This is a genomic window from Rothia nasimurium, assembly GCF_042660305.1.
GTDB classification, from domain to species: Bacteria; Actinomycetota; Actinomycetes; order Actinomycetales; family Micrococcaceae; genus Rothia; species Rothia nasimurium.
Window position 1 is genome coordinate 314,274 of record NZ_JBHSTW010000018.1, and the last position, 21,756, is coordinate 336,029.

Consider the following 21,756-nt stretch of genomic DNA (forward strand, 5'->3'; position numbering starts at 1 on the left):
GCACCACACCAACCCGACATGAGGAGAACCCATCACCATGAGTGAGAAGGTCGAACTGGTCAACCACGTTGAAGCCATCAACTGGAACCGCATCGAAGACGAAAAAGACCTTGAGGTCTGGGACCGTCTGACCGCTAACTTCTGGCTACCCGAGAAGGTGCCGCTGTCGAACGACGTGCAGTCCTGGAAGACCCTGACCGAAGAAGAGAAGCAGCTGACCATGCGCGTCTTCACCGGCCTGACCCTGCTCGACACCATCCAGGGTACTGTTGGCGCTGTCTCGCTGCTCCCCGATGCTGTGACCGCTCATGAAGAGGCCGTGTACACCAACATCGCCTTCATGGAGTCGGTGCACGCTAAGTCCTACTCATCGATCTTCTCCACCCTGGCCTCCACCAAGGAAATTGACGAGGTCTTCCGCTGGTCCACCGAGAACGAGCACCTGCAGAAGAAGGCCCGCATCGTCATGGACTACTACCAGGGCGATGACCCCCTAAAGAAGAAGGTCGCCTCAACCCTGCTGGAATCCTTCCTCTTCTACTCAGGCTTCTACCTGCCCATGTACTGGTCCTCACGTGCCAAGCTCACCAACACCGCAGACCTTATCCGCCTGATTATTCGCGATGAGGCTGTTCACGGCTACTACATCGGCTACAAGTACCAGCGCGGCCTGGAAAAGGAGACCGCTGAGCGCCAGGCAGAGCTCAAGGACTACACCTTCGACCTGCTCTACGAACTGTACGAGAACGAAGTGGCCTACACCCACTCCCTCTACGACGGTGTTGGTCTGAGCGAGGACGTCAAGAAGTTCCTGCACTACAACGCCAACAAGGCACTCATGAACCTGGGCTACGAGGCTATGTTCCCTGCCTCCGTCACCAACGTGTCGCCCGCGATTCTCTCGGCCCTCTCACCCAATGCCGACGAGAACCACGACTTCTTCTCTGGCTCCGGCTCTTCCTACGTGATCGGCAAGGCCGTAAACACGGAAGATGAGGACTGGGACTTTTAGCGATATAGGTCATAGGTGGTCACGAGTGGTCATAAAACCTTGAAAAATAAGGGTTTTTTCAAGCTCGTGGCAACGAGGAATCATGAGCTGTAATAGCTAAAGGGGTTCAAAAAGGGGTTCAAAGTGAAATTTTGAACCCCTTTTTCCCATGTATTGCCTAATCAAGTGCGGAAAAATAGCCCCTCACCACACCCCCGAATAAGGGGAGTGGAGAGGGGCTATTTTTATGCCTGCTTACCTAGGGCATAGGCCGGGTTACTGTATTCAGTCCCGGCGGTGTCGACCAGTTCATACCCGTCAGGGATTTCGGCCAGTTCAGGCTCTTTAGCCGGCTGTTCCTGTTCAGTTGCTGTTGCAGGTTCTACCTGCTCGACCTCAACGGCCTGGCCGGGCTGGGCGGTGCCTAGGCGTCCGTGGTCTCCCTGTCGAGCCATAGCCAGCACCGAGCCTAGGTAGGCTTCGGTCTCTGCCTTCTTGCTCGGGGCAGCCCAGCCACCAATCACGGCACCGGCCAGGGAGAGCACCAGGGCTAGAGCAAGGACGCCCTCGGTTGACAGGGGCAGGTTGAAAAGCTCGTAGGCCAGGACTGCTAGGGCATACCCGGCGGTGGTGCCGCCGGTGGCAAAAGCGGTAGTGGAGCCGATGGAGCGACGACGGGTGGAGCTATCAAGCACGTTCATGTTTGGTTCCTTTCTTACCAGCGGAAGAGTCCGCGCTTATCGGTCTCAAACTCTTTCACTCGGGCCGGGGCGCGAGTAGCTTCGTCGTAGCCGAAAATCTGGCGAATCTTATGCCCGAAAGTGCCATCAGTAATGACGCCGGGAATGCCCAGGCGGTAGAGGTTGAAGAGGTGCCGGGTCATGCGCAGGGTCGAGTAAGTATCTCGGTTGTTGTCCTGCAGCATCTGTGTGAGGGTGCGTCCGCCCCACTCGGAGCGGGGGCTGTGGAAAATTGCGTTTTCTAGGTCTGCCTTGGTGGCCATATCAAACCAATCTGTAGAAGGGGTAGAAGTAGCAGCGGGTGCGCTGGGTGCGCCACCGCCGTAGTAGTGCCGAACTTTCGCCATGAAGGTGTCCCAGGGGAAACCGCCGCCGACGTCCCAGTGGTCGCTCATCCGGTAGACGCGGGATACCTGGGCGTGGTCAATGATTCCCTTTGCGCCTGCTGCAAGCTGCGCGTCGGTAATCTTCACCGGCGGGATGTTGTTGCGGCGGCAGATATCAGCGACCAAACGGGCGGTGTTTTCCAGCAAGGCGGAGCTGTAAGCATCGTTCCATTCGGCGGTGGTCTGGGCCGCTCGGCCTGCCTGCTCAATCTGGATTCCGTCCTCATTGGTGCCTGGTGCTGTCCAGGCCATGTCTTTTTCGGGCACACCCTGGACGATGCTGTTGTTGTCGACGTTGTAGTGGGCTGATGCCTGCGCGGACGGGTTGAGGAACCAGCCTGCGCCGATAGCTTCAGCCACTGTTCCGTGCTCGTCGGTCTCCATCGTATGAATACAGATGAGGCGGGCGTAGCGGCCGTTGGTTACGGTGCGGTTAGGCGAGAGCGCGGTCGAGGTGACCAGCGAACTGTCGGGCTTGAAAGTGGTGGCCATAGTGCCTCCTTTCTCTTGAAGTGGGGTGCGCCCCCAGCCGTGCATGGCCAGGGGCGCGGGGTTTTGAGTAAAGAAAAGACCCCCAGGCTAGGGGGTCTTATTTGTATCGCGGATATGCTCAGCAAGCGCCCTGGCCGTCTCGCGCTGCGCCTCACGGTCAGCCCGTAGCTCAGCGCGGATACCACCGATGTCCTTAGCTTGCTGGGCGAGGGCTTCGCGCAGCTGGTCAGAAGCCTGCATCAGCGCCTGAAACGCGGCTCTACTCTCTGCCTGATTCGCGTCGATATTATCCCGAAGATTCGGGTGCGGCGCATCTGTATGGGAGTTCTCGGCGTGCTCACGGGTCACTGCCGCATCCGTGGCGGCTTTCTCTGCGCCTTTGGCGGCTTTCTCCGCTGTGGCTTGCAGCTGGGTCAGTGCGGGCTTGACCCATCGCACCCAAGCAATGAAACTCACAGCGCAGATGACCACCAGTACCAGCACGCCTACGGTCGCCAAGTCCAGTACCCTGTCCACCCATGGGATGCCAGTCCTAGAGAAATCCAGGTAGTGGCCATCGGGGATAAGCGGCGGCTCAGAGGAGGAAGCCTGAGCAAGCATCATCCTGCTACCTCCTGCTTCCATGTGGCGACCAGGGCATCTACCGGGGCGCGCATCAAAGAGTGGCCCACAGTATTGGGGTGGCCGCCATCAGCAGTCAAAGCCCCACGGTCCACCCGGAAAATCTCCGAGTCCCGAGCACTCATAAGAGTGTCCGCGACCTCGATGTAGCCAGCCAGGGGGTGGCCTTCTTCCCCTGCCCGGATGGCACCGGCGGTACCAGCGGCTACAGGCGCGCCGTCCACAAGGGGAGCCCCATCCCTCACCCAAGCATTAAAAGCCCGCCGCAAAGGAGCAGAAGCCACCGGGGCCTGCCCCTCCAGGGTCGTCCACCCATCCGTAGAGGTAGAATTCGGGGAAATCGTCGTCTGCCAGATTTTCAGAGCCGGATTTTCTTCCTTCATCCACGCCCAGGTGGCTACAGCATCAGCCATGACCTTAGCCTCAGTGGCTCCGGTCGCCGCCGCCATGTTCAGGTCGTTGTACCCCCAAGCGGTGGTCACATGGGTGAAGCCCTCCAAGGAGGGGATAGCCGCCCAGTGGGCCTCAGCCCTACCCCTAGCCGGGTATCTTGAAGCCCAGTAGCCAATATTGACCCAAGGTATGCCTGCCCCCTTAGCGGCAGCAGAGCTATAGGTGTATTGGCTGGTGATAGAAGGATAAGCCCCCACCTGGGTTCTATCAGGTGAGCCTGATTCGGTGATCGAGTCACCGGCTATCAGCCAGGAGATAGTAGACGGGTCGGTCAGGCCGGTAATTTTGCTGGGCATGGCCGGGCGGTATCCTGACCCGCCGTCAAAATCACGGGAAGAGGCAATGCGCGGGCTACCAGCGGCAACCTGGTTGCCTTCTAGGATTTCTGCCCCGTACCAGCCCCCGGGTGCGCCGGGGTGCGCCCCACCATCTGAGCGCGACCCATAGTAGGTGAGGATCTCGATTCGCTCCCCCTCAGATACGGTCAGAGGGATATCATCGGTGACCAGCTGGGCCGGGCCCGTGAGGGTGGCGGTCGTAGCCCCGGCGAAGGTTGCCACCGCCCGGGATGCCGGGCCGCCCTGCCGCTGCACCGAGGCCGCCACTTCCATGGTGACCCCGGCAGGTAGCTGCCCTCCATAGGTCAGCTGCAAAGCACTAGCCGAAGCATACATAGAGTGCTCAGAGAAGTAGGTTTTAGCCCCGGTACGCCCGGTAGTAACACGCCCGGTGTACCACGTATCACCGGCAATGACGCGGCGAGCCAGCTCCACCGGCTCGACAGGGGCAGAAGGTTCTGGGCCGGTGGTAGGCGGCCCGAAAACCATACGCCCGGTGGTGTCCCACACTCTTAGGCTCACCCCGCCGGTAGTGAAAAGTTCGGTCATTGGGCGGTCACCACCAGATCATCGATTGCGGCGCCGCTACCAGCAGGCGCAGAAATCGTGATAGCCCCGGGGCCAAGGACGACGGAGTCCGTCACATCGATGGTGTAGGGGTTCACATTGCCCTGGCCTGTAACGGTGACTTTTTCTCCCTTGAGGATGACCGTAATTTTAGTGCCATCTGAGGCCGGGCCGAGTACCGTCTGGGCGCCGGGAATCACAGTGGACCCGGTTGGGTCATACCTCTGGACGCGAAGGAGGCTAGGGCCGATGCCTATACGGATATTTCGATTTACATTTAGCGCATCGCGCAAGGTGATACCAAGCTCCCCGCTAGTGGGCCGTGCCACTAGGGTGAACTCCAGCTTCACATCAGCCAGCCCAGCCGCAAGCGTGGCCTTACCCGCCGCCGAAGCCCCAGCCACAGCCTTGCCACCCTCCACGGTCATGCCGGCTGCGCCCTCCCACATAACGGGGGTTCCACCCAGTGCCGCGGAGGTCATCTGACCCACCAGCGAGCCGGTACCAGTGAAAGTATCAGAGGTGAAAATATCACCAGGTTTTAGGGCCGGGGTCGCAGTGGTAGTGGCCTGCACGGGGGAGCCGACGGTAATATTCTCCGCCGCGTCCTTGACCCGGTGGGTAAAAGTGTAGCCAGTGGTGGGGCTCAAACCGGTGGCTGTGTAGCTGGCAGAAGCCTGCCAGGGCGACCAGGTGCCAGACCCAACGCGGAAAGAATACCCAGCGACGGCGCGGTCATCGCGGGCCCCGGTGACGGTCAGCATAGCCGAAGTATTCGACGGGGTCACCGTCAATGTGCCAGCACTAGGGGGTGCGGTATCGGGTGTCTGAGGCTCAGTGGTCATCGCGGTCTTGCCCGGATTCTTTGCCTCCCAGGCTTGGGCTTCGGCCAGGGTAGGAAAAATCGGGATGCCGACGGTCTTTTTCGCTAGCTCTTCCTTGGTAGCGTAGGGAGAAAGGTCGGGGGCTGGTGCTTCGGTCTTGATGAGCTCGATGATTTCAGCCTTGAGCACGGAAGGTGCCTTGCCCGACGGCAGTAGGCCCTTGATAGTATTAGCCATTCTTCGGTCCAATCTCGTAGGAGCCATCGCCCATGTGAGCGATAGCTTGGTCTTTCTCTAGAGTCAAAAAGTAGGTGCCATCCCCGGCCGCTGCATCCGCTGTAAGGTGCACCTGCTCACCTTCCACAGCAACAGTAGGAAGGGTAAAAGTCCGATGCTCAGAGGTAATGCAGGCTTTCCAGAGCCCAGGGGATAGTTCTACCGGTTCCATCTGCCCATCAGTGATAGGAGAGACGATAGAGGTGGGTAGAAAAATAGCGCCCTGTCGATATGAAAGGACGCTTTGAGTAAATGTCACGGTGCCAGTTGCAGCAGAAGACCCGCCAGGCCCGTAGGGAAGGTAGAAGGTGCCGGTTATGAGCGTCATAGAAGCACCTGCCATGCACCGTCACCGTCAGACTCCACAGGTACAGCCTCACCCAGTCCATTGGCTACCGTGTAGGCTCCTTCACCTTCGTGAGTGATAAAGACATTCTCGCGCGCCTCGAGTCGGTCAGAGAGCTCCTTGACGATAGCGTCGATAGGGATAGCAAGGTTCAGCATATCCTTGGGAATCTGGGCCGGGTCAGGTGATTGAGGGACCGGCCAACCATAGTTGGGGGTGGATGTTGCCATATTTTCTTATGCCTTCCCAGGCAGCGCATCGTAGACCTGCCCATAGGTTTTGGTAGAGGGGACATCACGGTAGGCCGAGTAAGCAGAACCGAGGGTCCGATACGACTTACCGGAGCGCAAGTCAGTAAGCTCTAGCGCAGCAACGTTGATCTTCATGCTCGGAACGCTCCCATCCCATTCGATGTCTTTGCCTGTGACCAGGGCTTCTACTTCCCAAGTGTCGTTCCCATCGTGGTCTTGTCCGGTGATGGTGAGCTTGTCAAAGAGCTGGATGCGAGGGTCCCAGAGGATAGGGAGCATATCGAAGGTAACGCGCTCAGTTCGCATCTCCTCAGCTAGCGTTCTAGCAAGGAGCTGGGCTTCTGCTTTAGTGAGCCACCAAGATGCATCGTGAGAGAAGGTTAGGGCAGACCCGCCGTACCCCACTGACTGCACCAGAGACTCCACCCAGGTAGTGATGAAGTCACAACGAATTATGGGCAGAGGGACGCCGCGGTTGCCAGCTCGTATGATATCCACTCCCAAGGTGGGGGAGGTGAGATAGTACTTCCAGTGCGGCTGGCCACCGGTGACCAGGTGCGTGAGTTTGTACGCTCGCTGGCCGATTTGCTCAATCTTCCCGGAGATATCTTCGAATCCTGCTCCGGTCCAGCGCATCTCACCATCATACTGCGGGTCTTCAAAGCAGATGCCCCACCATGATCCGACGGGGCGGTTGAATGCGGCTCGGTTATCCTCCCCGTCACTGGCATCCATGACCGGCCTCATATTAAGGTCAACGCCATGCCAATCCTGCTCAGCCGGGACGGTGATAATGCTTTGTAGCTCTTCCCCCAGTGTGATTTCGAGTCGGTTATCAGGCTGGTAGGCCAAAGTTCCCTGGGTGTTAGCGTACCCCTGGGAGGTGATGTAGGAATCTTGGTATGATACCTCCACGCGCCCGTATGTTTTATCTCTGCCGGTGGTGAATGACCCTGCAAAGACCCGTTCTGATACCTTGATGCTCTGTGTAGTGGGGTTTGCGAGGAATACCTCACGTGCCCACAACCGCGGTACACCGTATTCATCCATGGCCAGGGCGCTCATGGTCGCTTCGCAAAAGCTTTGCAGCACGGTTCTTGCTTCAACCGCCTCAAAACCGCGCACGCCTTTTTGCTTCTGTTGGTCTTCACGAGAAACGATGAGGTGGTGGGCTGCCGGTGAGTGGTGGAGACGCTCGATGGTCTGCTGCTGCATAGCCAGGTCGCTGAGGTATCTTACAGAGATCCCTGGGGTGTTGACGGTCTCGCAGCTGGCGAAGGCTGTTCGTGAGTTCTGGATTTCAATTTTTACGCTGGTCTTCCGAGAGGTCCAGAGTCTAATGTGTCCGGTTCCAATCGTGAGGGCCATGATGGGTAGAGGGTCTGTGTCTGCGAGGTCTCTAGGGGCGGTGAGTATTCTTTCTCCGCCCTTGCTGAGGCGGTATTCGTTTGCTGCGCGGGAGAAGGTTAGGTGGTACCAGGTTCCGTCGATTTTGAGGCGGAATGTGGTGTCGAAGTCCTTGGCGCAGCGAGTGATGGCGAAAACGTCGCCGGTTATGGTGGATATGGAAGGGCTGTGGGTTAGGTTCATGGTGTGTAGCCCGTAGGAGTCGCCTTGCATAAAACGCCCGGTGGTTGAGCCTACTTCTGCGATACCGGTGTAGACCTGATGGTTTGCGTGCAAGACAGTGGAGGCGCTGACGGGAGGTAGGACGCCGAGGCCGGCGGCTGTGAGTGCCCGGTATGCTTGCCAGGCGGGGAAGATTCCTTGGATGCTGCCTTGGTGGTTGATGGTGACTTTTTGGGAAAGGAAATCGCCGAGGCCGTCGGTAATCTTACTGGTTGCTGTGTTGCGGGTGAGGTTGTAGGTGGTTTCCCCGATGTAGCCTGTGAATTCCCGGTAGGTGGCTCCGTCAACGGTTGATTCGATGACGATGGCGTCCCCGCGGTGGGGTGTCCATCGGGTTTCACCGACGGGCTGGAAGGGGTTGGCTTCTACGACGCTATCTGGGGCCCATGTGACAGTCCCGGTTCTTGAGGTGATGCCGGTGCCTCCTTGGATGAAGGCGTCGGGTAGCCCTGCGGTGGAGTCGATTCCGTAGGTTGCAGAAAGGTGGGGCCGCTCAACCCCGTTTACGTAGATGCGGAGGGTGGCCTCGATGATGGGGCCGGGGTTGTAGTTTCCTGGGAGCATTAGCCTACCTCCACAATCTTGGCAGTTACCTCAAATAGAGAGTTATGCGTGCCACGGTCATGGTTCTTCATCGAGCGAGGTGCCTCAGCCACCACTGCTGAAGAGCACCCGCCCCCGTCAAGCCATGGCACTGTATACGGCGTCCACGTCACCTGAGGGCGTGTTGCAACAATATGGCCACTTACGCTCACCTCAACCTGGCGAGCAGTTGCAGGGGCGATGCCAGTCCAGCTCAGCCGCTGCATTAGATCGCCTTTGGCTTCCACTGGTGATGGCGAAGGTGCAGCCGAGCCAGAGGAGGTCCTGAATCGTACGGTGAGTACAGCTGAGCCTGAAGTATCAATTGATACCGTCACATGTTTACCCGGTATCACAGGCACACCCGAAGCAAGGGTTACGGAGGCCGGACCAGTAATCGCTTTAGGGGCGAACCCGCCCACTGCCTGCGTGGAAGTGTTCGCTATGCCAGCCAAATCACTCTGCTCGGGCGTCAGCACGTTGGTAAATGAGGCTACGTCTGGTACATACCAAAATGGCCCCGGCCCGTAGGCTCCACGTAAGAATCCTCGAAGCACCGCAAGATCCTCATTCCTAGCAGAGACCCCTACTGTCCACTCGCGTTTTGAAGCAGCATGAGCTCGGAAAGCCCACTTGCGACGAGGTGAACGCTGGAAGACGTACACCTCGTCGCTGTCAGCTTCATCAAAAGACGAATGCCAACCAACAGGAATCATGTTTGCTAGGGTTCCGATATAGTCTTTTCCACGCATTAGCGCAACCTTTCTGCTCGACGGATGAGCATAAGAACCTCTCGGTCGCCGGCTGGACGCCATAGGTCGTCTAGTGCTGTCCGAATAGCATCAGCTAGCTCTGCAGCAGATGATGCCTCTGGCGAAGATATACCCTGTGCTACCGACGGTGTTGGGGCAGTCGCCGGCCCCGTCATAAACTGGGGTGTCGCTGCAACACTGGTAGCAGCAGCATTCATCATCTTTTGCGTAGCAGATTCGACAGTCGAAACGTTTCCGGCGATAGCCTGAGCGAAGTCACCGGTCAGTGCCTTACCTGAGTAGGTCGTATACCCACGCCCAGAGAAAGGACCAACCTTTGCAGGGGAGAAGGGGAAGAAATCACGAACCTTCTGCACCACGCCCTTAGCGGCGTCCGCAGCAGCACCGGCCATAGACTTAATACCGTCGATGAAACCACGCAGTAGGGCCTTACCTGATTCGAGCAAGAGCCCACCCAAGTTTCCCAGGGCGTTCTTGATCTTTCCGGGCATCTCCCGCACCAGTGATACTGCGCTCTCAATACCGGATGAGACAGCAGACTTGATGTTCTCCCAAGCGGTCGAGACAAAGCTGCGCACAGCTTCCCATCCCGCCGACCAGATAGCCTGAATCGTAGCGAGCGCTGAGCTGATGATGCTTTGAACCACGCTGATGGCTGTTTGGATCGCTGAGGTGATAGTTGCCCAGATGCTGGAAAGTAGGCTGGATATGGCGTTCCAGATGGCTGACCAGATAGCTTGGGCGGCAGTCATCCCAGCCTGTATGAGAGAGACCAGGATCTGTAGGGCGCCGGAGATGATGCCCTTGATGGCGTCCCAGACTCCGGAGGCAATCTGCTTGATGCCTTCCCAGACCTGCGACCAGTTCCCTGTCAGTAGCCCTGCGAAGACGTTGAAGACCCCGATGATGATATCGAGTGCTGCCTGAATGAGGGTGACGAGGACCGAGAAGATGGTCTGGACTACCGGCTGGATGATTTGGAATGCCGGTATGAGGATTCCCAGGATTGCTTGTGCGATTTGCATCAAGATGGGGGCCAGCGCTTGGATAGCGGCGGCGACCATCTGGAAGATGGAAATGAGCGGTGGCAGGATTGCACCGAGTAGCTGGGTAAGCGGCGGCACTAGCCCTGATATTAGGGCGGCTACTACCGGGATGATTGCTGAGGCGAGCGCCGCAATGACCGGTACCAGGGCGGCAAAGAGCGCCATCAGCGGGGGTAGTAGAGCGGTGGCCAGCTGCATGATGGGAGGTAGCAGCTGGGCTATCGCGGTCAGCAGTACTGATGCCAGGGTTGCTGCCACTGATGCAATGACCGGGGCAATCTGCTGAAGCAAAGGCGCGATGAGGCCGATTGCTTGCACCAGTATGCCGCCAAGTAGCTCGACAACTGGCAAGAGAGCTGATAGTAGGGTTTGTACGACCGGTACCAGTGCGGTGATGGCAGCGCCGAGGACGGAGCCGAGCAGGGTTCCTAGCGTCCCCATGGTCTGGGCGATGATTGGGGCCAGCGCGATAAAGGCCGACCCAAGCGCTGACAGTGCTGGGGACAGCGCTGATACCGCGGTGAATGCTCCCTGGAAAACGGTGGTAAGCGCGCCCTGGAAGGCCGGCCCGTTTACCGCAGTGTTGATAGCTGCAAGGGCGGCGGCCATAGCCCCGAGCCCACCGCCAGAAGCATTAGATGCAGCAGTGGCAAGCCCTACGATGATGCCGGTGATTGACCCGATGATGGAGCCAAGCAGGCGAAGGCTCTGCAAGGCTCCCTCTACCCAGCGGAAGATTTCACCGCTAGCGGTGACTCGCTGTGTCCATGCCTCGAAGCTGTAGGCCATGCCGTTGAAGGCTGAGGCAAGGGGGCCCATGTAGGCTGAGCCGACCCCGGCCAGGTTGATGAGACCGGCGACGAATGCGCCGACACCGTCACCGGCCAGGTCTACCGCGTCGCGCATGTTCTCCAGGAAGCCTGTCATCACCGCAATAGAGCGTGAATCAGACAGTGCGCTTGAGATGGCTACAGCCCAGCCACCAAACTGCCCGGCAACCTCTGTGAGAGCACCAGAAAGCGCGGGTAGGACGGTGCCCACCATCTCACGGATAGGGCCAGCAGCCCTGTCCCAGAAGGCTGAGGACATGGAGTCTTGCAGGGCTGAGAACTGTGGCCCCAGGTCACCTAGAACTTCTGGCAGGTCTTTGAGGACAGCGACAAGGACGCCGACGCCTACGCCTGCCCCGGCCAGCAAACCAGGAAGCGCCAGAGCCACCGGCGCGATAGAGGCTAGAGCCGACCCAAAAGCCAGCACCTGCCCCACCGCGGCAACGGCAAGAGCGCCAACAGATGAAATAGCAGAAGCCGCACCTGCCGCTTTGAGAGCAGCAAGTGAAGCAGCAGCGGCAGCGAGCGCAGCCTTGTTGATGACCGGGGCGATGGAGACTCGTCGGGTGCGGGTCAGTACCGCGATGCGGGTTGCAGCAGCGGCGGAGTCGAGGTCCACGTTTACGTCGATGTCACGGCCACGTTCAAGGGCAGCGATTTGGGTTTTAGCGCGGGCGGTTTGTGCTTCTACGGTTGCTCGGACATCGAGAGTGCCTAGTGCTGACTGTGCGGCTTTGGCGGCCTTCTGTGCCTGGGCTAGGAGGTAGTCCGCGTCTACGGTTGCCCTGATTTTCATGATGACCTGGCGCTCTAGGCGTTCTAGGTGCTTTTCGAGGGCGGGGCGGAAGTTCTTGGTGTTGGTTAGAAGAAGTTGGGGACGTCGTCGAGGGAGAGCGGCTGGCTAGCCTTTGGGGTGCTCCCTGGCCTTGGTACCAGTTGTGGCTCTCGAACCTTCTTGGGGGAATTGACCTGGGCGACCGTGTGGTTGAGCACTCGGAGCATGTCAATGACATCGTCCAAGCGGCGGTTCGTTTCGTCGTATTCCCACCAGGTTTCGTCACCGCTGGCTGTGGCTCTCCACCGTGACCGAGGGTCCTGCGCCAGACGCTCCATGAGAGCTTCGAGCGGCCTCAAATCATCAGCCCAGATGAGGTCGAAGGGTGAGTAATGGTAGAGAGCCAGGAAGTCAGCGACAGCCTCAGTGTTAGCGTCGAAGAATTCTTCTAACTCTCGTCTTTTCCCATCTCACCGGCGTATGAGAAGACAAGGTCGAGCACGGCGTTCATGTTGTCGAAGCGGTTGAACTTCTGCCACCCCGCGGGGTCAATGACGTAGCGGTCGCCGATGTAGTCGATGAAGTCTGCTGCCTGGTCCCAGTCGAGGGCTGAGACTGCTGCACGCAGGTTGCTGGTGTCGAGGTTCCCGTTGTTGTCGAGGACTTCATCGCCGAGGGTCTTGAGCAGGCGACCGGTGAGGCGCATGGCGTCGGAAGCCTTGAGCTTGCTGAAGGGGATGAGCAGTTCTGAGCCTTCTACTTCGCTGAATTTGAGCTGCTTGGCGGCGTTGATTTCTGCCTTGGGTGCCTTGTGGTCCTGGGGTTTGGTGGTCATGGGTGAGCCCTTTCAATTGGAAATGATGGTGGGTGAGCCCGGTGGGTGGTGGCCTGCCCCGAGCTGGGCTCACATAGCTCGGGGCAGGGGCGTGTGCGGGGGTTAGCCGCCGACTGCTGCCTTGTAGGGGCGAGCATCGAACCAGAATCGCTTACCCCAGGTCATGACATCGGGGGTGAGGATGGTGCCCTTGAGCTGGGTCTCGAAGAAGTTATCTGGCGAGATCTCGGGAGCGTCACCGGCCGTAATCTTGACCTTGCGCATGTAAGCACCTGCGCGCTTACCGCCATGGGCGAAGATGACCATGACGGACTTCTCTACAGGCACGGTCTCAAGTTCTGCGTAGCCCTTGAGTTCTTCGTCGTACTTGCCGCCGCCGTAGGCTAGGTCCCATACTGATTTCTGCATGGAAGCGGCGTTGACGGTGAAACCGTTGGTGGCTGATTCGGTGGAAGAGTCCATAGCGTCGAACTCCCAGACGTCGAGAACGGTTTCATCGCCGCCGTCCTTGGTGAAGGCAAAGGTGTTTTCCTTCGAAGTCAGGGCGAAAGGCATCCACTGATCTTTGGGATACGAGGTATCGTCGCCCAGCACGAAGGACCCGATGTCAAAGGGGTCGGCCTTTTCGTTGACTGAGACAAGCACGGTGCCGTGGCCAGGAACCACCAGCTTGTCGGCATCGTAGTTAGCTTCACGAGCCATAGTTTTCCCTCCTTAAGAGAAGAACCCCGCCAGGTAGCGGGGCAAGAGTTGTTAGGTTTGAAAGATGAGAGTCGCGGTCATCGTGTACTGATAGGCCTGCTTGCTCAAATCGGCTGCAGAAACCGCCGGCAAGAGAACCGGCAAGGCCGTCACCTCCAGATAGGACGGCGAGGCCCCAGCATGAGGCACGTCAATCTCGTATGAGTCAGTGAGAGCCTGCAGAACCTGCTGCAGGTCGGCTTCTGCCTCTGCCCGGCGCGGGGCAATAGCAGAGATATTCACCGACACCCGCTCAGATGCCGTAGCTCTCTGACTGGGCAGGGGGTTCGCTCCTACAACCTGGTAGAAAACGAACCGCTCAGGCACCTTATTGGCTGACACCGTACTGACCGGCACCAGCCCAAGGCCCTTGATAAGCGCCGCCAAATACTTGGTGACAATCATTAGCCCCACATCGCTTTCGCAAAGACATGCTTCCCGGGCTCAAACCCGCCGTCTTTGGTCTTACGCCCGAACTCGATAGCGAGCGCCCCATCATCATCGGAGTAGATGACGCGGTCGATGACGCCTTTGCGTCCAGGGAAAGCATCAATGCCAATAGAGTCAAGGTATTCGCCGGTTTCGTTGATTTTAGCGGCCTCTGCCCGGACTCGAGCATGAACCTTATCTGCTTCCACGTCGAAGGCCTCGGTGGTTGAGACGAGGCGGGCTAGCTCGTCGCCGGTTTTTTTAAATACCTGTGCCATTGCCTCGCTCCATATAGACCTTGTCATGCTGGGTTGCCCGGCCCATTCGGCTCTTGAGGACCCGCCCGCGCTGGGTGTAGGTTTCGCCCTCCCAGATGATGAGGGAAAGCGGGTCACCTGGCCAGGTGCCGGGCGGGGCGGTCACCGTGTAGAGGTCGTTGGGTTTTACGCCGAAGCTCTCTACATCGGTGGTGGTTGATGGGTGGACGTTGCAGGGGACCTCTACACGGCCTGTTTCGATGTAGTCGAGGGCTCCTTCGCCGTCGTCTTGCTCCTGGCGTAGTACGACGGTGACGGTATGCCGGGGGCGGTGGATAAGACTCATGGCTAGAACTCCTCAGCTAGGAGGGTTTTACCGGGCCAACCGAACTGAAAGTTCAAGTCGGGGCGCTGCCCGCGCAACCTGGCACGAGCATACCCATCAGACTGCGGGGCCACCGACCGGAAACCGCCGGTTCCCATGAGCCTAGCCCATTCTTCGGGGAGGATATCGAGCAGGCCAGAGGCTACCTTGAGGTTGAGCCGATAGGAGTAGCCGTCCTCGGACTCTGAGGTGTAAATCCCTGAGTTTTCAGCGCGAAAAATGCGGGCTACGGCTTCTGCCTCCACCTGGGTCAGCAGATCCATGAAGCCCGGTGACGCGCTGCAGAGGTCAGCCAGCTTAGGGATGCGAACCCTGATAAGGTTCTCAGCCCTATTCAGCAGCTTTTCGACGTACTGCGCTTCGCTTTCGTGAAGGCTTCTCATCAGGGAGGTCTCCACGTCCTGAGCTGTCGCTACCGCCATCGGAGTTCACCTCTTTCAGCTTGTGCCAAGGAGCCGGCAGCTCACGGTCTGTGGTGATGATGGTGCCGGTTTCCTTGTTCTGGTATCTGGGTATCATGGTTATGCCTGGTCTTCGTAGGCGACGAAGGCATCCTTGTCGGTGATGACCCAGCCGAAGATAGCCTCGACAAGGAAGGCTTCCATGTTGTTCTGCCAGAGATTGACGGTCTGGCCGTTATCGACGATGGTCGCGACATCGGTGCGGGAGAAGGTGATATTTTCAGCGAAACCGTACTTGAGGTTGTTAGTGAAGTCGCCACCGAAGGCGCGCACCTTGGTGTCTTCTGCTGCGCCGATCTTGCCGGAGACTGCCTTGCCGTAGGCGACGGGCAGGCCGAAGGCGGTGCCCAGGTCGTCCTTGAAGTTCAGGGGGTTGGAGTAAATCGGGCGGCCCTGAACATCAACTGCACCCAGGAGCTTGGAGCGGAAGGACTTGTCAGCTGCGAAGCCGGTGAAATCGAAGTCCTTGTCATTGCCGGTGACCAGGTCATAGCCTGCCAGTAGGTCGGTGGCTAGGCCGCCGGCGTCCTTTGCCGCGGTGCCCAGCTCAACGCGGTTGGTGGTCTGGTTGACGTATTCAACGCCGGAGATGGTCTGGCCGTTGATGGCGTTCTTGCCATGCAGCACGGCCAGGTCGAAGGCGCGGGTGATTGCACCAGTGAGCTGTTCCTGGAGGAAGTCCAGGTAACCCAGGGGGTTAGCCAGGCGGGCTTCCTTGGACCAGTAGACGATGGCAGCGGCCTTGATCGGCTTGATGTTCTTGACCGCTACGCCTGCGTTGGTGACGGGCTTGGCTTCGCCTTCACCGACGATACCTGCCTGTGCCTGGCCGGTCTGTACCGCAACGGACGCACCGGTGATAGACATGGGCATGGTGCCTGCGAGCTTCTGGACAACGGATTCCTCGTTGACTTTCTTGATGATTTCCTGAGCCATAGGCTTAGGCAGGATTCCGCTTGATTCGAGGGAAGAAAGAGTAGTTGCAGCCATGGTGTGCTGCTCCTTTCAGAGTGGTTTTTGGGTATAAAAAATCCGCTAGCCGTTCGATAGGCGTAGCGGGTGGTTTCAGTATTTAGTTATGGTGGGGTGCCGCCTGGGCACAAGTGTGTTTAGTGGCCGAAGAGAGCTTCTGCGTATTCCTCGCGAGGGTCAGTAGCAGGTTCACCAAGCTGAGCAGGGTCAGGTGGCATTGGGGTGCCAGGCCGCCCGGAATTAGGCCCGCGCAGATTCGCCAGCCGGTCTGCTGCCGCTTCGAGTACTTCTTCATCTTCCCCGGTGAGCAGGTCGGCAAGATCTGTGGGCAGACCCTTACGGGCGAGGACTTGCTCCTTGGTTCGCAGCAGGTTGAGGGCGGAGAGTTCTCCTGCTGCCTGCTGGGCCTGCTCTTCCAGCTCCTTAGTAGTAGCTTGGGCGGTTTCAAGCTGGGTCTTGAGCTCATCGCGCTCAGTGGTGAGGGTTTCAAGTTCGCTGGTCTTGGCCGCGAGCTTTGCCTGGTAGTTTTCCTTTTCTGCTCGAAGATTCAGCAGTAGGGTTTTAGCACGTTCGGCGTCGAAGGTTTCGCCTTCACGTTCCCAGGGCATCTTTTCCATCTCGTATCCTTACGGTTGATAATTACAGCTGTTAATATTGGGTGTAGAGCAGGTGCTACCCTCTGCAACCTTGAAATAACAGGGCGGTCTCACATGAGGAGACCTAGAAGCAGCCGGAGGTGGGGCACCTGCTTTACCTCAGGGGAACTTCTTCAAATTTCTTACCATCTCCATGCATAACCCAGAGTGACCTAATAGTATTTTCAGGGTTATTTTTGTTGTAATTTCTGAGCTGGTTGTACAGTTTCGGAGTCAAGTGGTATTCCCCAAGATCAATAACAAAATTTTCTTTTACAACCTTGAACTCATGCTTTTTAGCACCCCCCACAGCCTTTCTAATTCGATTAGCAATCGTGCCATATTGATTTTTTGATGACTTAAGTTCTGTAGGTTGGTATCCTTTTTCCACCCAGTGGAAGTCATTAGCTGGTATAAGGCCAACTCCGGGAAGAACAGTATCATTCGCAATCCAGTGAGCCGTTTGACCATGGGCTTCGAACCTCTTCAAGAACTCAATTTCATGAGACTCAAGCTTCTCACCTGGCGGAATGACTGATTTGAGCACAGGTGTTTTAGTCGGCTTCTTGGTTTCATCGGATACGCTCTGAATCTCATCAAGCTCATCCAAGGCGGGGTACTCTAGCTCTTTGCCGTCCTTTTTGAGATCACGTAAATAGTCAGAAAAAGCTTTGAGCTTATCGTTGCCTTCGGTGATATTTTTACCACCAGCTACAGCCTCTCGAGTAACTTCCTCATAGATTTTATAGAGCTTGTCTGCTTGAGCTTTTCCTGCCCAGTTTTCAGAGTCGTAGACAGGCACCACAAGACAGTCGCAGTTGTCGTGGTAGGAATTAGCCCACTGCCGCCCTTCTTTATCCCAGCGTTTGCTGCTGGTAGAACTTGCATGATGCTGGGATGAGTAGACCGGGCCACGGGAGGCCAGCACAATACAAAAAGCGCAGTTGTCTTTGCCGGTGAGAACCCGAGCCCAACCGATGGGATAGACAGCAGGCTGTTCCCTCTCACGCTTACTGGCTGGCAGGGCTTCAAATCCATCCCCGGCTTCACCAACGAAGTTTCCATTCTCATCGACCTTAACCTCATCTGCAGATGGGTTCGTCTCAGAGGCAGACGGTACATCCGGAGCAGGAACCGCCCGGACTACTTGCCGGCGGGCAGCCGTCCGAACATGCCGCTCCAAAGACCTACTCGCCTGGTCAATACTTCGCGAGTTGGTCAGCACCTCATGCACAGCCTGGTCAGCGTACCCCTCTAACGGCGGGATCAAGGCTTGCCCGCCAACCTTAGCAGCTTCCTCCGCCATCAACTGGTTGGCTAGCTCAGCCGCCTGACGCCGGTACTTACGCACCAAAGCAGCAAGCATGGGGACAGATTCCTCGAACCTCTCAGAATCAGCCATATCAAGGTCTCGGAGAGCAGGAGTGAGTTCCTGCCGGAAAGCCTGGACAATAGAGCCCAGCAGGGCGGCAAACATGTCAAGAAGCATTCGTCGCCCTCCCTACTGGGGCTATTGTCCGAGAACAGCTCTAGAGTTGGTGTCGTAGATGTTCTCTCGTGCAAGCTGTTCGGGGGATAGGCCCAAGAACTCACGGGCAGTTTCCTTGGTGATAATCCCTTGTGCCTGAGCTTGCAGTATCTGAGCGTTACGAGCCGCAGGAGACGCAACGGACGGGTCACGCCACCGCGCTTCAAGGGTCTCAAGCCCCTCTGTGCCGTGCCCTGCGGCTTCCAGACAGAGACGAGCGATATCCTCAGCGGCGTCCCCAAAAAGGTTCTGCTTCTGCATAGCACGGGTCACCAGCCGGTCCTTAGCTACCTGCATAGCCTCAGCACTCGTTGGGTTTGAATCAGCCGTAATTCCCAGCATGAACGGAGGAATACCGGTCATGGCTGAAACCTGCTGCGCGTAAAGTTTGAAGGCAGAGATAATCGGCTCCAAGCTTGCCCCATCAAGGGAACCAGCGGAAGAGCCCGCGGGGCCGGTGATGAGGTGCCCCCAGTACACATCAAGCTTAGAAACCGCGTTACCGAATTGGTCTATCTTCTCTTCGTCAGCGCCATCTCCGAAGAGGTAGCGCAGAGGCATCGAGAGCAATTCCTGAGCTACCTGCAAGTTGATGAGGGAGCGTGAGGCTGCATCGCAGATATCGGCTATAGCTTCAAGTTCCGAGTACCCATCGCCACCAGCCCGAACGCGGTTAGTAAGCTCAACAATAGGGACGCGGGTCAGCCCTGTCTGTTGGGAATCGAGTACAGCCCACTTACCGTTGATGAGCTTGCGCCAGGTAGTTTGTCCGGGTAGGTAGTGCGCGGTGTATTCATCAGTGCCGCTTTTATACCTACGCAGGGCTTCTACAATTCGACCAAAGTGGTCTCGGCGCACAGCGAACCCTTTGGGGGAATGAACCGTGATTAGTGGCTGTGGGTCATTTGTAGTGCCACCTACCACCACGTACGAGCGTCGTTGTACCAGCGCCTCTGTCATGGCCAGGGGCCATTTAGTATCAAAGTTGTTGGCTTGGAAGATACGGCGAATCTCATCAGGTGCAGCCCCTGACCCAACAGTGAAACCTTCAAGGACCAGAGACTCAACCAGGACGTCGATGGCCAGCTTGGGCCACATAACTGACATTTCAAGAACACGAGCTTCCGGCGGCAAAGAGATACCTAGCTGCTGTAGGTTCACTTCACCCGCATAGTAGTTCTCGTAGATATCGAACTTATGGGGGGTCTTGATTAACTCAAGCATGGATTCATGGCTCATCGGTAGACCACCCACTTTCTACTTGACTTGGTTCTTTCAGCGTTCATGGCACCGTGATGGGCCAAGGTTGCAGCTACCAGGGGCGTAATATCTTTGGTGCTATCGTGCTTAGACCAGCGCCAAAGATCTTGCCCACCCTTTGAGCGGCGGCAAGCCTCCACAGCCTCATCTAGTTCTTCTTGCCCCGTATGGACAATCTTGGATTGAGTAATTGCGTCAAAGAAGTCACCACAAGACTGGGCATAGGTTCTAGCGTCAAGGCCCGTCAGAAAGCGTTTCAACCGCGGCTTCTCCGCGACGACTGGGGCGGTCTGGGAAGCTGCGTCAAACACAATCGCGGTAGGCTTCCACCGCTTCTGCAGCTCTTCAATACGGTCGGCAACCCAGGCTGTACCAGCCCGGCGATCAATAATCTCGACATACACCCGCCCGTCTTCCAATACAGAAGCTGCTGCAATCGTCGCTACATCACGCAAAGGTGATACATCAACGCCGAAAGCAACCTCAGCTGCTGGCTCAGAATCTTCATCCAGGCAGTCATCCCACATCTGGGGCGGGATAGCAGATGAACCACCAATCTTTGCCCAAATACCCAGGCGCTCACGCCCGAAAGTCTCCGGGTCCATACTGCGGCGCTCATTATCAATGAACTCACCCGCAATACGAATACCCAAGGCAGGATTAGCCTTAGCCCAAGAAGCAGGATCCGCCGGATCATCATCCTCAGCAGCAGACCACTCATAGAAAGCAAGCCTCGTATCATCCTCTGAGGGGTTCATCCCGCGCTCACGTACACGCCGCAAAACGTCCGAATCAGCCATACCAGCCGATGAGGTGTACCAAATCTGCGGCGACCCCGTCAGGGACTTCGCCGCCATAGTAGGCATCATGGCCGCAAGAACCGCGTCAGGCAGGTTATAGGCCTCATCAAGCACCACAAGGTCTCCAGTAAAACCACGCCCGGAGTTACCACCAGAACGGGCCAAAAACTTAATGCGGCTGCCATTGTGATGCACAAAAGAAAGGTCCTGATTGCCAGTACGGATACCAGACATAGGGGCCTCCGGGTCACCATCGTACCCCTTGATGTGCTCCACTAGCTCAGACTTACGAATCAAAGACTCCAAGCGCATCTGATGCTCTTTAGCCGTACTGAAAAGATGGGCCGTATGAATAATCATCTTCTCACCGAAGAGAAACATCCCCGCCAGCTCACGAGCCTCAAGCACCGACCCCTTGCCATTCTGCCGGGGAACCAGAAGCCCAACCTCAAAAGCCTGCCACCGCCCATCTTTAGTCTCTCCAAGCGAACCACGCAGGACATGCTCCTGCCAATCATCAAGGTACAGCCCCGCCACAGCCGCCAAATCAACCGCGTCATCACCCGCTGAAGTATGGAATAGGGGAGTGAGGTCAATCCTAGGACGCGGCGACCCTATTAGCCCGTTTAGCTGCAAGCTCATCCAAAGCACTCCTCTTAGCCGGCTGGCTCTTTGCCACAAGTTTGGCCAGCTCATCAATACAATCCTGCTCAGCCTTAGCGAGCGCAGCTACATCACGCGGACCCGCAAGAAGCAAAGCCGCACGAATACGATGAAGCCGCCAGCGGGCAGAGGCTAGAGGGTCTTCAATAGCAGGCACATCTACAGTCAGGGAATTCCCATATGCAACGATCTGCGACACCGAAACAGTCTCGCCGTCATAGCCCTGTAACTTGATATTTGCTAGTTTTTCTCTTTGCTTTCGAGACTGCTCAAGTGCGGCCATCCTGCATGGCTCACAAGCCTCCTCGCCGCGTCTTTTGTGGCGCTTGTAGGCCGACCAAGTGCCGCACTCAGCCAAGCGTCTACCCATGTCAGCACCCCATTTAGTAACTGGGAATCATATAGACCGCCCCTGGGGGGATACGACTATACCCGAAGGGGGTCAGGCCCCTAGGGGGGAGGGGCACTCCCCGGGGTATTTCACCAAGTCCGGGTGGTTTTCGGTCTCGAGATGAGTTCATCGACTCGCTTTCTGCCACGGGATGAGTTACAGCGTCGATGCGCAGGTCGCAGTTCGCTCAGTAGCTTCCCACCATTGGCGATAGCCTCCACATGGTCAGCAGTAAAGCTCATGGGGTGCGTATAGGGAAGCATTAGGTCTATCGGTTGGCCGCACAACCAGCAAGGCTCATTAGTTCGGCCAACGTGGGCTTTTAGTGCTGCATTGCGTTTGCGGTAAGCATGGTTGTTGTAGCGTGTTTTCTTTCCCAAGGACACCACCGTTCAGAAAAGCTTTCGTGGCACTACCCAATGGGTAAAGGGTAGTGCCACGGAAGCCCCGCTCATATGAACCGACAACATATTCAGCAC

24 protein-coding genes are annotated in these 21,756 nt (G+C 57.4%); 1 reads left to right on the plus strand and 23 read right to left on the minus strand.

The annotated features are described in order from the left end of the window. The first annotated feature begins 37 nt into the window (after nt 1–37). On the plus strand, nt 38–1,012 hold the full coding sequence (nrdF, locus tag ACFP6B_RS08405) for a class 1b ribonucleoside-diphosphate reductase subunit beta (protein WP_185174646.1): 975 nt from the start codon (nt 38–40) through the stop codon (nt 1,010–1,012). Nucleotides 1,013–1,236: 224 nt separating this feature from the next. On the opposite strand, the gene ACFP6B_RS08410 is transcribed toward nrdF, so the two are convergent. From ACFP6B_RS08410 to ACFP6B_RS08520, 23 genes are all read right to left on the minus strand, one after another. Then, nucleotides 1,237–1,692 (minus strand): hypothetical protein, encoded by a 456-nt coding sequence (locus tag ACFP6B_RS08410; protein WP_377129168.1) that lies wholly within the window; start codon nt 1,690–1,692, stop codon nt 1,237–1,239. 14 nt (nt 1,693–1,706) lie between these two features. Further along, entirely contained in the window at nt 1,707–2,609 is a 903-nt protein-coding gene (locus ACFP6B_RS08415) for an N-acetylmuramoyl-L-alanine amidase (protein ID WP_377129170.1), read from the minus strand. An 87-nt stretch (nt 2,610–2,696) separates the two neighbouring features. After that, nucleotides 2,697–3,212, minus strand: coding sequence for a hypothetical protein (locus ACFP6B_RS08420; protein ID WP_377129172.1), 516 nt, complete (start codon nt 3,210–3,212; stop codon nt 2,697–2,699). Next, entirely contained in the window at nt 3,209–4,570 is a 1,362-nt protein-coding gene (locus tag ACFP6B_RS08425; protein ID WP_377129174.1) for a hypothetical protein, read from the minus strand. The genes ACFP6B_RS08420 and ACFP6B_RS08425 overlap by 4 nt, the downstream gene beginning before the upstream one ends. Further along, nucleotides 4,567–5,649, minus strand: coding sequence for a phage tail protein (locus ACFP6B_RS08430; protein WP_377129176.1), 1,083 nt, complete (start codon nt 5,647–5,649; stop codon nt 4,567–4,569). Before ACFP6B_RS08430 ends, ACFP6B_RS08425 begins: the two co-directional genes overlap by 4 nt. Continuing rightward, nucleotides 5,642–6,016: a hypothetical protein gene (locus tag ACFP6B_RS08435; RefSeq protein ID WP_377129178.1), complete on the minus strand. Its 375-nt coding sequence runs from the start codon at nt 6,014–6,016 to the stop codon at nt 5,642–5,644. The genes ACFP6B_RS08430 and ACFP6B_RS08435 overlap by 8 nt, the downstream gene beginning before the upstream one ends. Further along, nucleotides 6,013–6,264 (minus strand): hypothetical protein, encoded by a 252-nt coding sequence (locus ACFP6B_RS08440; protein ID WP_377129180.1) that lies wholly within the window; start codon nt 6,262–6,264, stop codon nt 6,013–6,015. The genes ACFP6B_RS08435 and ACFP6B_RS08440 overlap by 4 nt, the downstream gene beginning before the upstream one ends. Nucleotides 6,265–6,270: 6 nt before the next feature. After that, complete coding sequence (locus tag ACFP6B_RS08445) at nt 6,271–8,478, minus strand: hypothetical protein (protein ID WP_377129182.1); 2,208 nt, start codon at nt 8,476–8,478, stop codon at nt 6,271–6,273. Between the two features lie 769 nt (nt 8,479–9,247). Beyond that, nucleotides 9,248–11,941, minus strand: a complete 2,694-nt coding sequence (locus ACFP6B_RS08450) for a phage tail protein (protein WP_377129184.1) — start codon at nt 11,939–11,941, stop codon at nt 9,248–9,250. 65 nt (nt 11,942–12,006) lie between these two features. Then, nucleotides 12,007–12,258 carry a hypothetical protein gene (locus tag ACFP6B_RS08455; RefSeq protein WP_377129186.1) on the minus strand — a complete coding sequence of 84 codons (252 nt, stop codon included), beginning with the start codon at nt 12,256–12,258 and terminating at the stop codon, nt 12,007–12,009. A 110-nt stretch (nt 12,259–12,368) separates the two neighbouring features. Then, nucleotides 12,369–12,755 (minus strand): hypothetical protein, encoded by a 387-nt coding sequence (locus tag ACFP6B_RS08460; protein WP_377129188.1) that lies wholly within the window; start codon nt 12,753–12,755, stop codon nt 12,369–12,371. A 102-nt stretch (nt 12,756–12,857) separates the two neighbouring features. Then, nucleotides 12,858–13,457, minus strand: a complete 600-nt coding sequence (locus ACFP6B_RS08465; protein WP_377129190.1) for a phage tail tube protein — start codon at nt 13,455–13,457, stop codon at nt 12,858–12,860. A gap of 51 nt (nt 13,458–13,508) precedes the next feature. Continuing rightward, nucleotides 13,509–13,901 (minus strand): hypothetical protein, encoded by a 393-nt coding sequence (locus ACFP6B_RS08470; RefSeq protein ID WP_377129192.1) that lies wholly within the window; start codon nt 13,899–13,901, stop codon nt 13,509–13,511. Next, the gene (locus tag ACFP6B_RS08475) at nt 13,901–14,203 is read right to left on the minus strand and encodes a DUF5403 family protein (RefSeq protein WP_377129194.1); all 303 of its coding nucleotides are present in this window, start codon (nt 14,201–14,203) and stop codon (nt 13,901–13,903) included. The genes ACFP6B_RS08470 and ACFP6B_RS08475 overlap by 1 nt, the downstream gene beginning before the upstream one ends. Beyond that, nucleotides 14,187–14,528: a hypothetical protein gene (locus ACFP6B_RS08480; RefSeq protein ID WP_377129196.1), complete on the minus strand. Its 342-nt coding sequence runs from the start codon at nt 14,526–14,528 to the stop codon at nt 14,187–14,189. The genes ACFP6B_RS08475 and ACFP6B_RS08480 overlap by 17 nt, the downstream gene beginning before the upstream one ends. A 2-nt stretch (nt 14,529–14,530) precedes the next feature. Then, nucleotides 14,531–14,989 (minus strand): Gp19/Gp15/Gp42 family protein, encoded by a 459-nt coding sequence (locus tag ACFP6B_RS08485; protein ID WP_377129198.1) that lies wholly within the window; start codon nt 14,987–14,989, stop codon nt 14,531–14,533. Between the two features lie 99 nt (nt 14,990–15,088). Next, nucleotides 15,089–16,018 (minus strand): phage major capsid protein, encoded by a 930-nt coding sequence (locus ACFP6B_RS08490; protein WP_377129200.1) that lies wholly within the window; start codon nt 16,016–16,018, stop codon nt 15,089–15,091. 119 nt (nt 16,019–16,137) lie between these two features. Further along, on the minus strand, nt 16,138–16,617 hold the full coding sequence (locus ACFP6B_RS08495; RefSeq protein WP_377129202.1) for a capsid assembly scaffolding protein Gp46 family protein: 480 nt from the start codon (nt 16,615–16,617) through the stop codon (nt 16,138–16,140). 133 nt (nt 16,618–16,750) lie between these two features. Further along, the gene (locus ACFP6B_RS08500) at nt 16,751–18,124 is read right to left on the minus strand and encodes a VG15 protein (RefSeq protein WP_377129204.1); all 1,374 of its coding nucleotides are present in this window, start codon (nt 18,122–18,124) and stop codon (nt 16,751–16,753) included. A 21-nt stretch (nt 18,125–18,145) separates the two neighbouring features. After that, nucleotides 18,146–19,402, minus strand: a complete 1,257-nt coding sequence (locus ACFP6B_RS08505; RefSeq protein WP_377129206.1) for a phage portal protein — start codon at nt 19,400–19,402, stop codon at nt 18,146–18,148. Beyond that, nucleotides 19,399–20,865 (minus strand): terminase TerL endonuclease subunit, encoded by a 1,467-nt coding sequence (locus tag ACFP6B_RS08510; protein ID WP_377129208.1) that lies wholly within the window; start codon nt 20,863–20,865, stop codon nt 19,399–19,401. Before ACFP6B_RS08510 ends, ACFP6B_RS08505 begins: the two co-directional genes overlap by 4 nt. Next, nucleotides 20,822–21,169: a hypothetical protein gene (locus ACFP6B_RS08515; protein WP_377129210.1), complete on the minus strand. Its 348-nt coding sequence runs from the start codon at nt 21,167–21,169 to the stop codon at nt 20,822–20,824. Before ACFP6B_RS08515 ends, ACFP6B_RS08510 begins: the two co-directional genes overlap by 44 nt. A gap of 197 nt (nt 21,170–21,366) precedes the next feature. Further along, nucleotides 21,367–21,666, minus strand: coding sequence for an HNH endonuclease (locus tag ACFP6B_RS08520; protein ID WP_377129212.1), 300 nt, complete (start codon nt 21,664–21,666; stop codon nt 21,367–21,369). Nucleotides 21,667–21,756 lie beyond the last annotated feature (90 nt).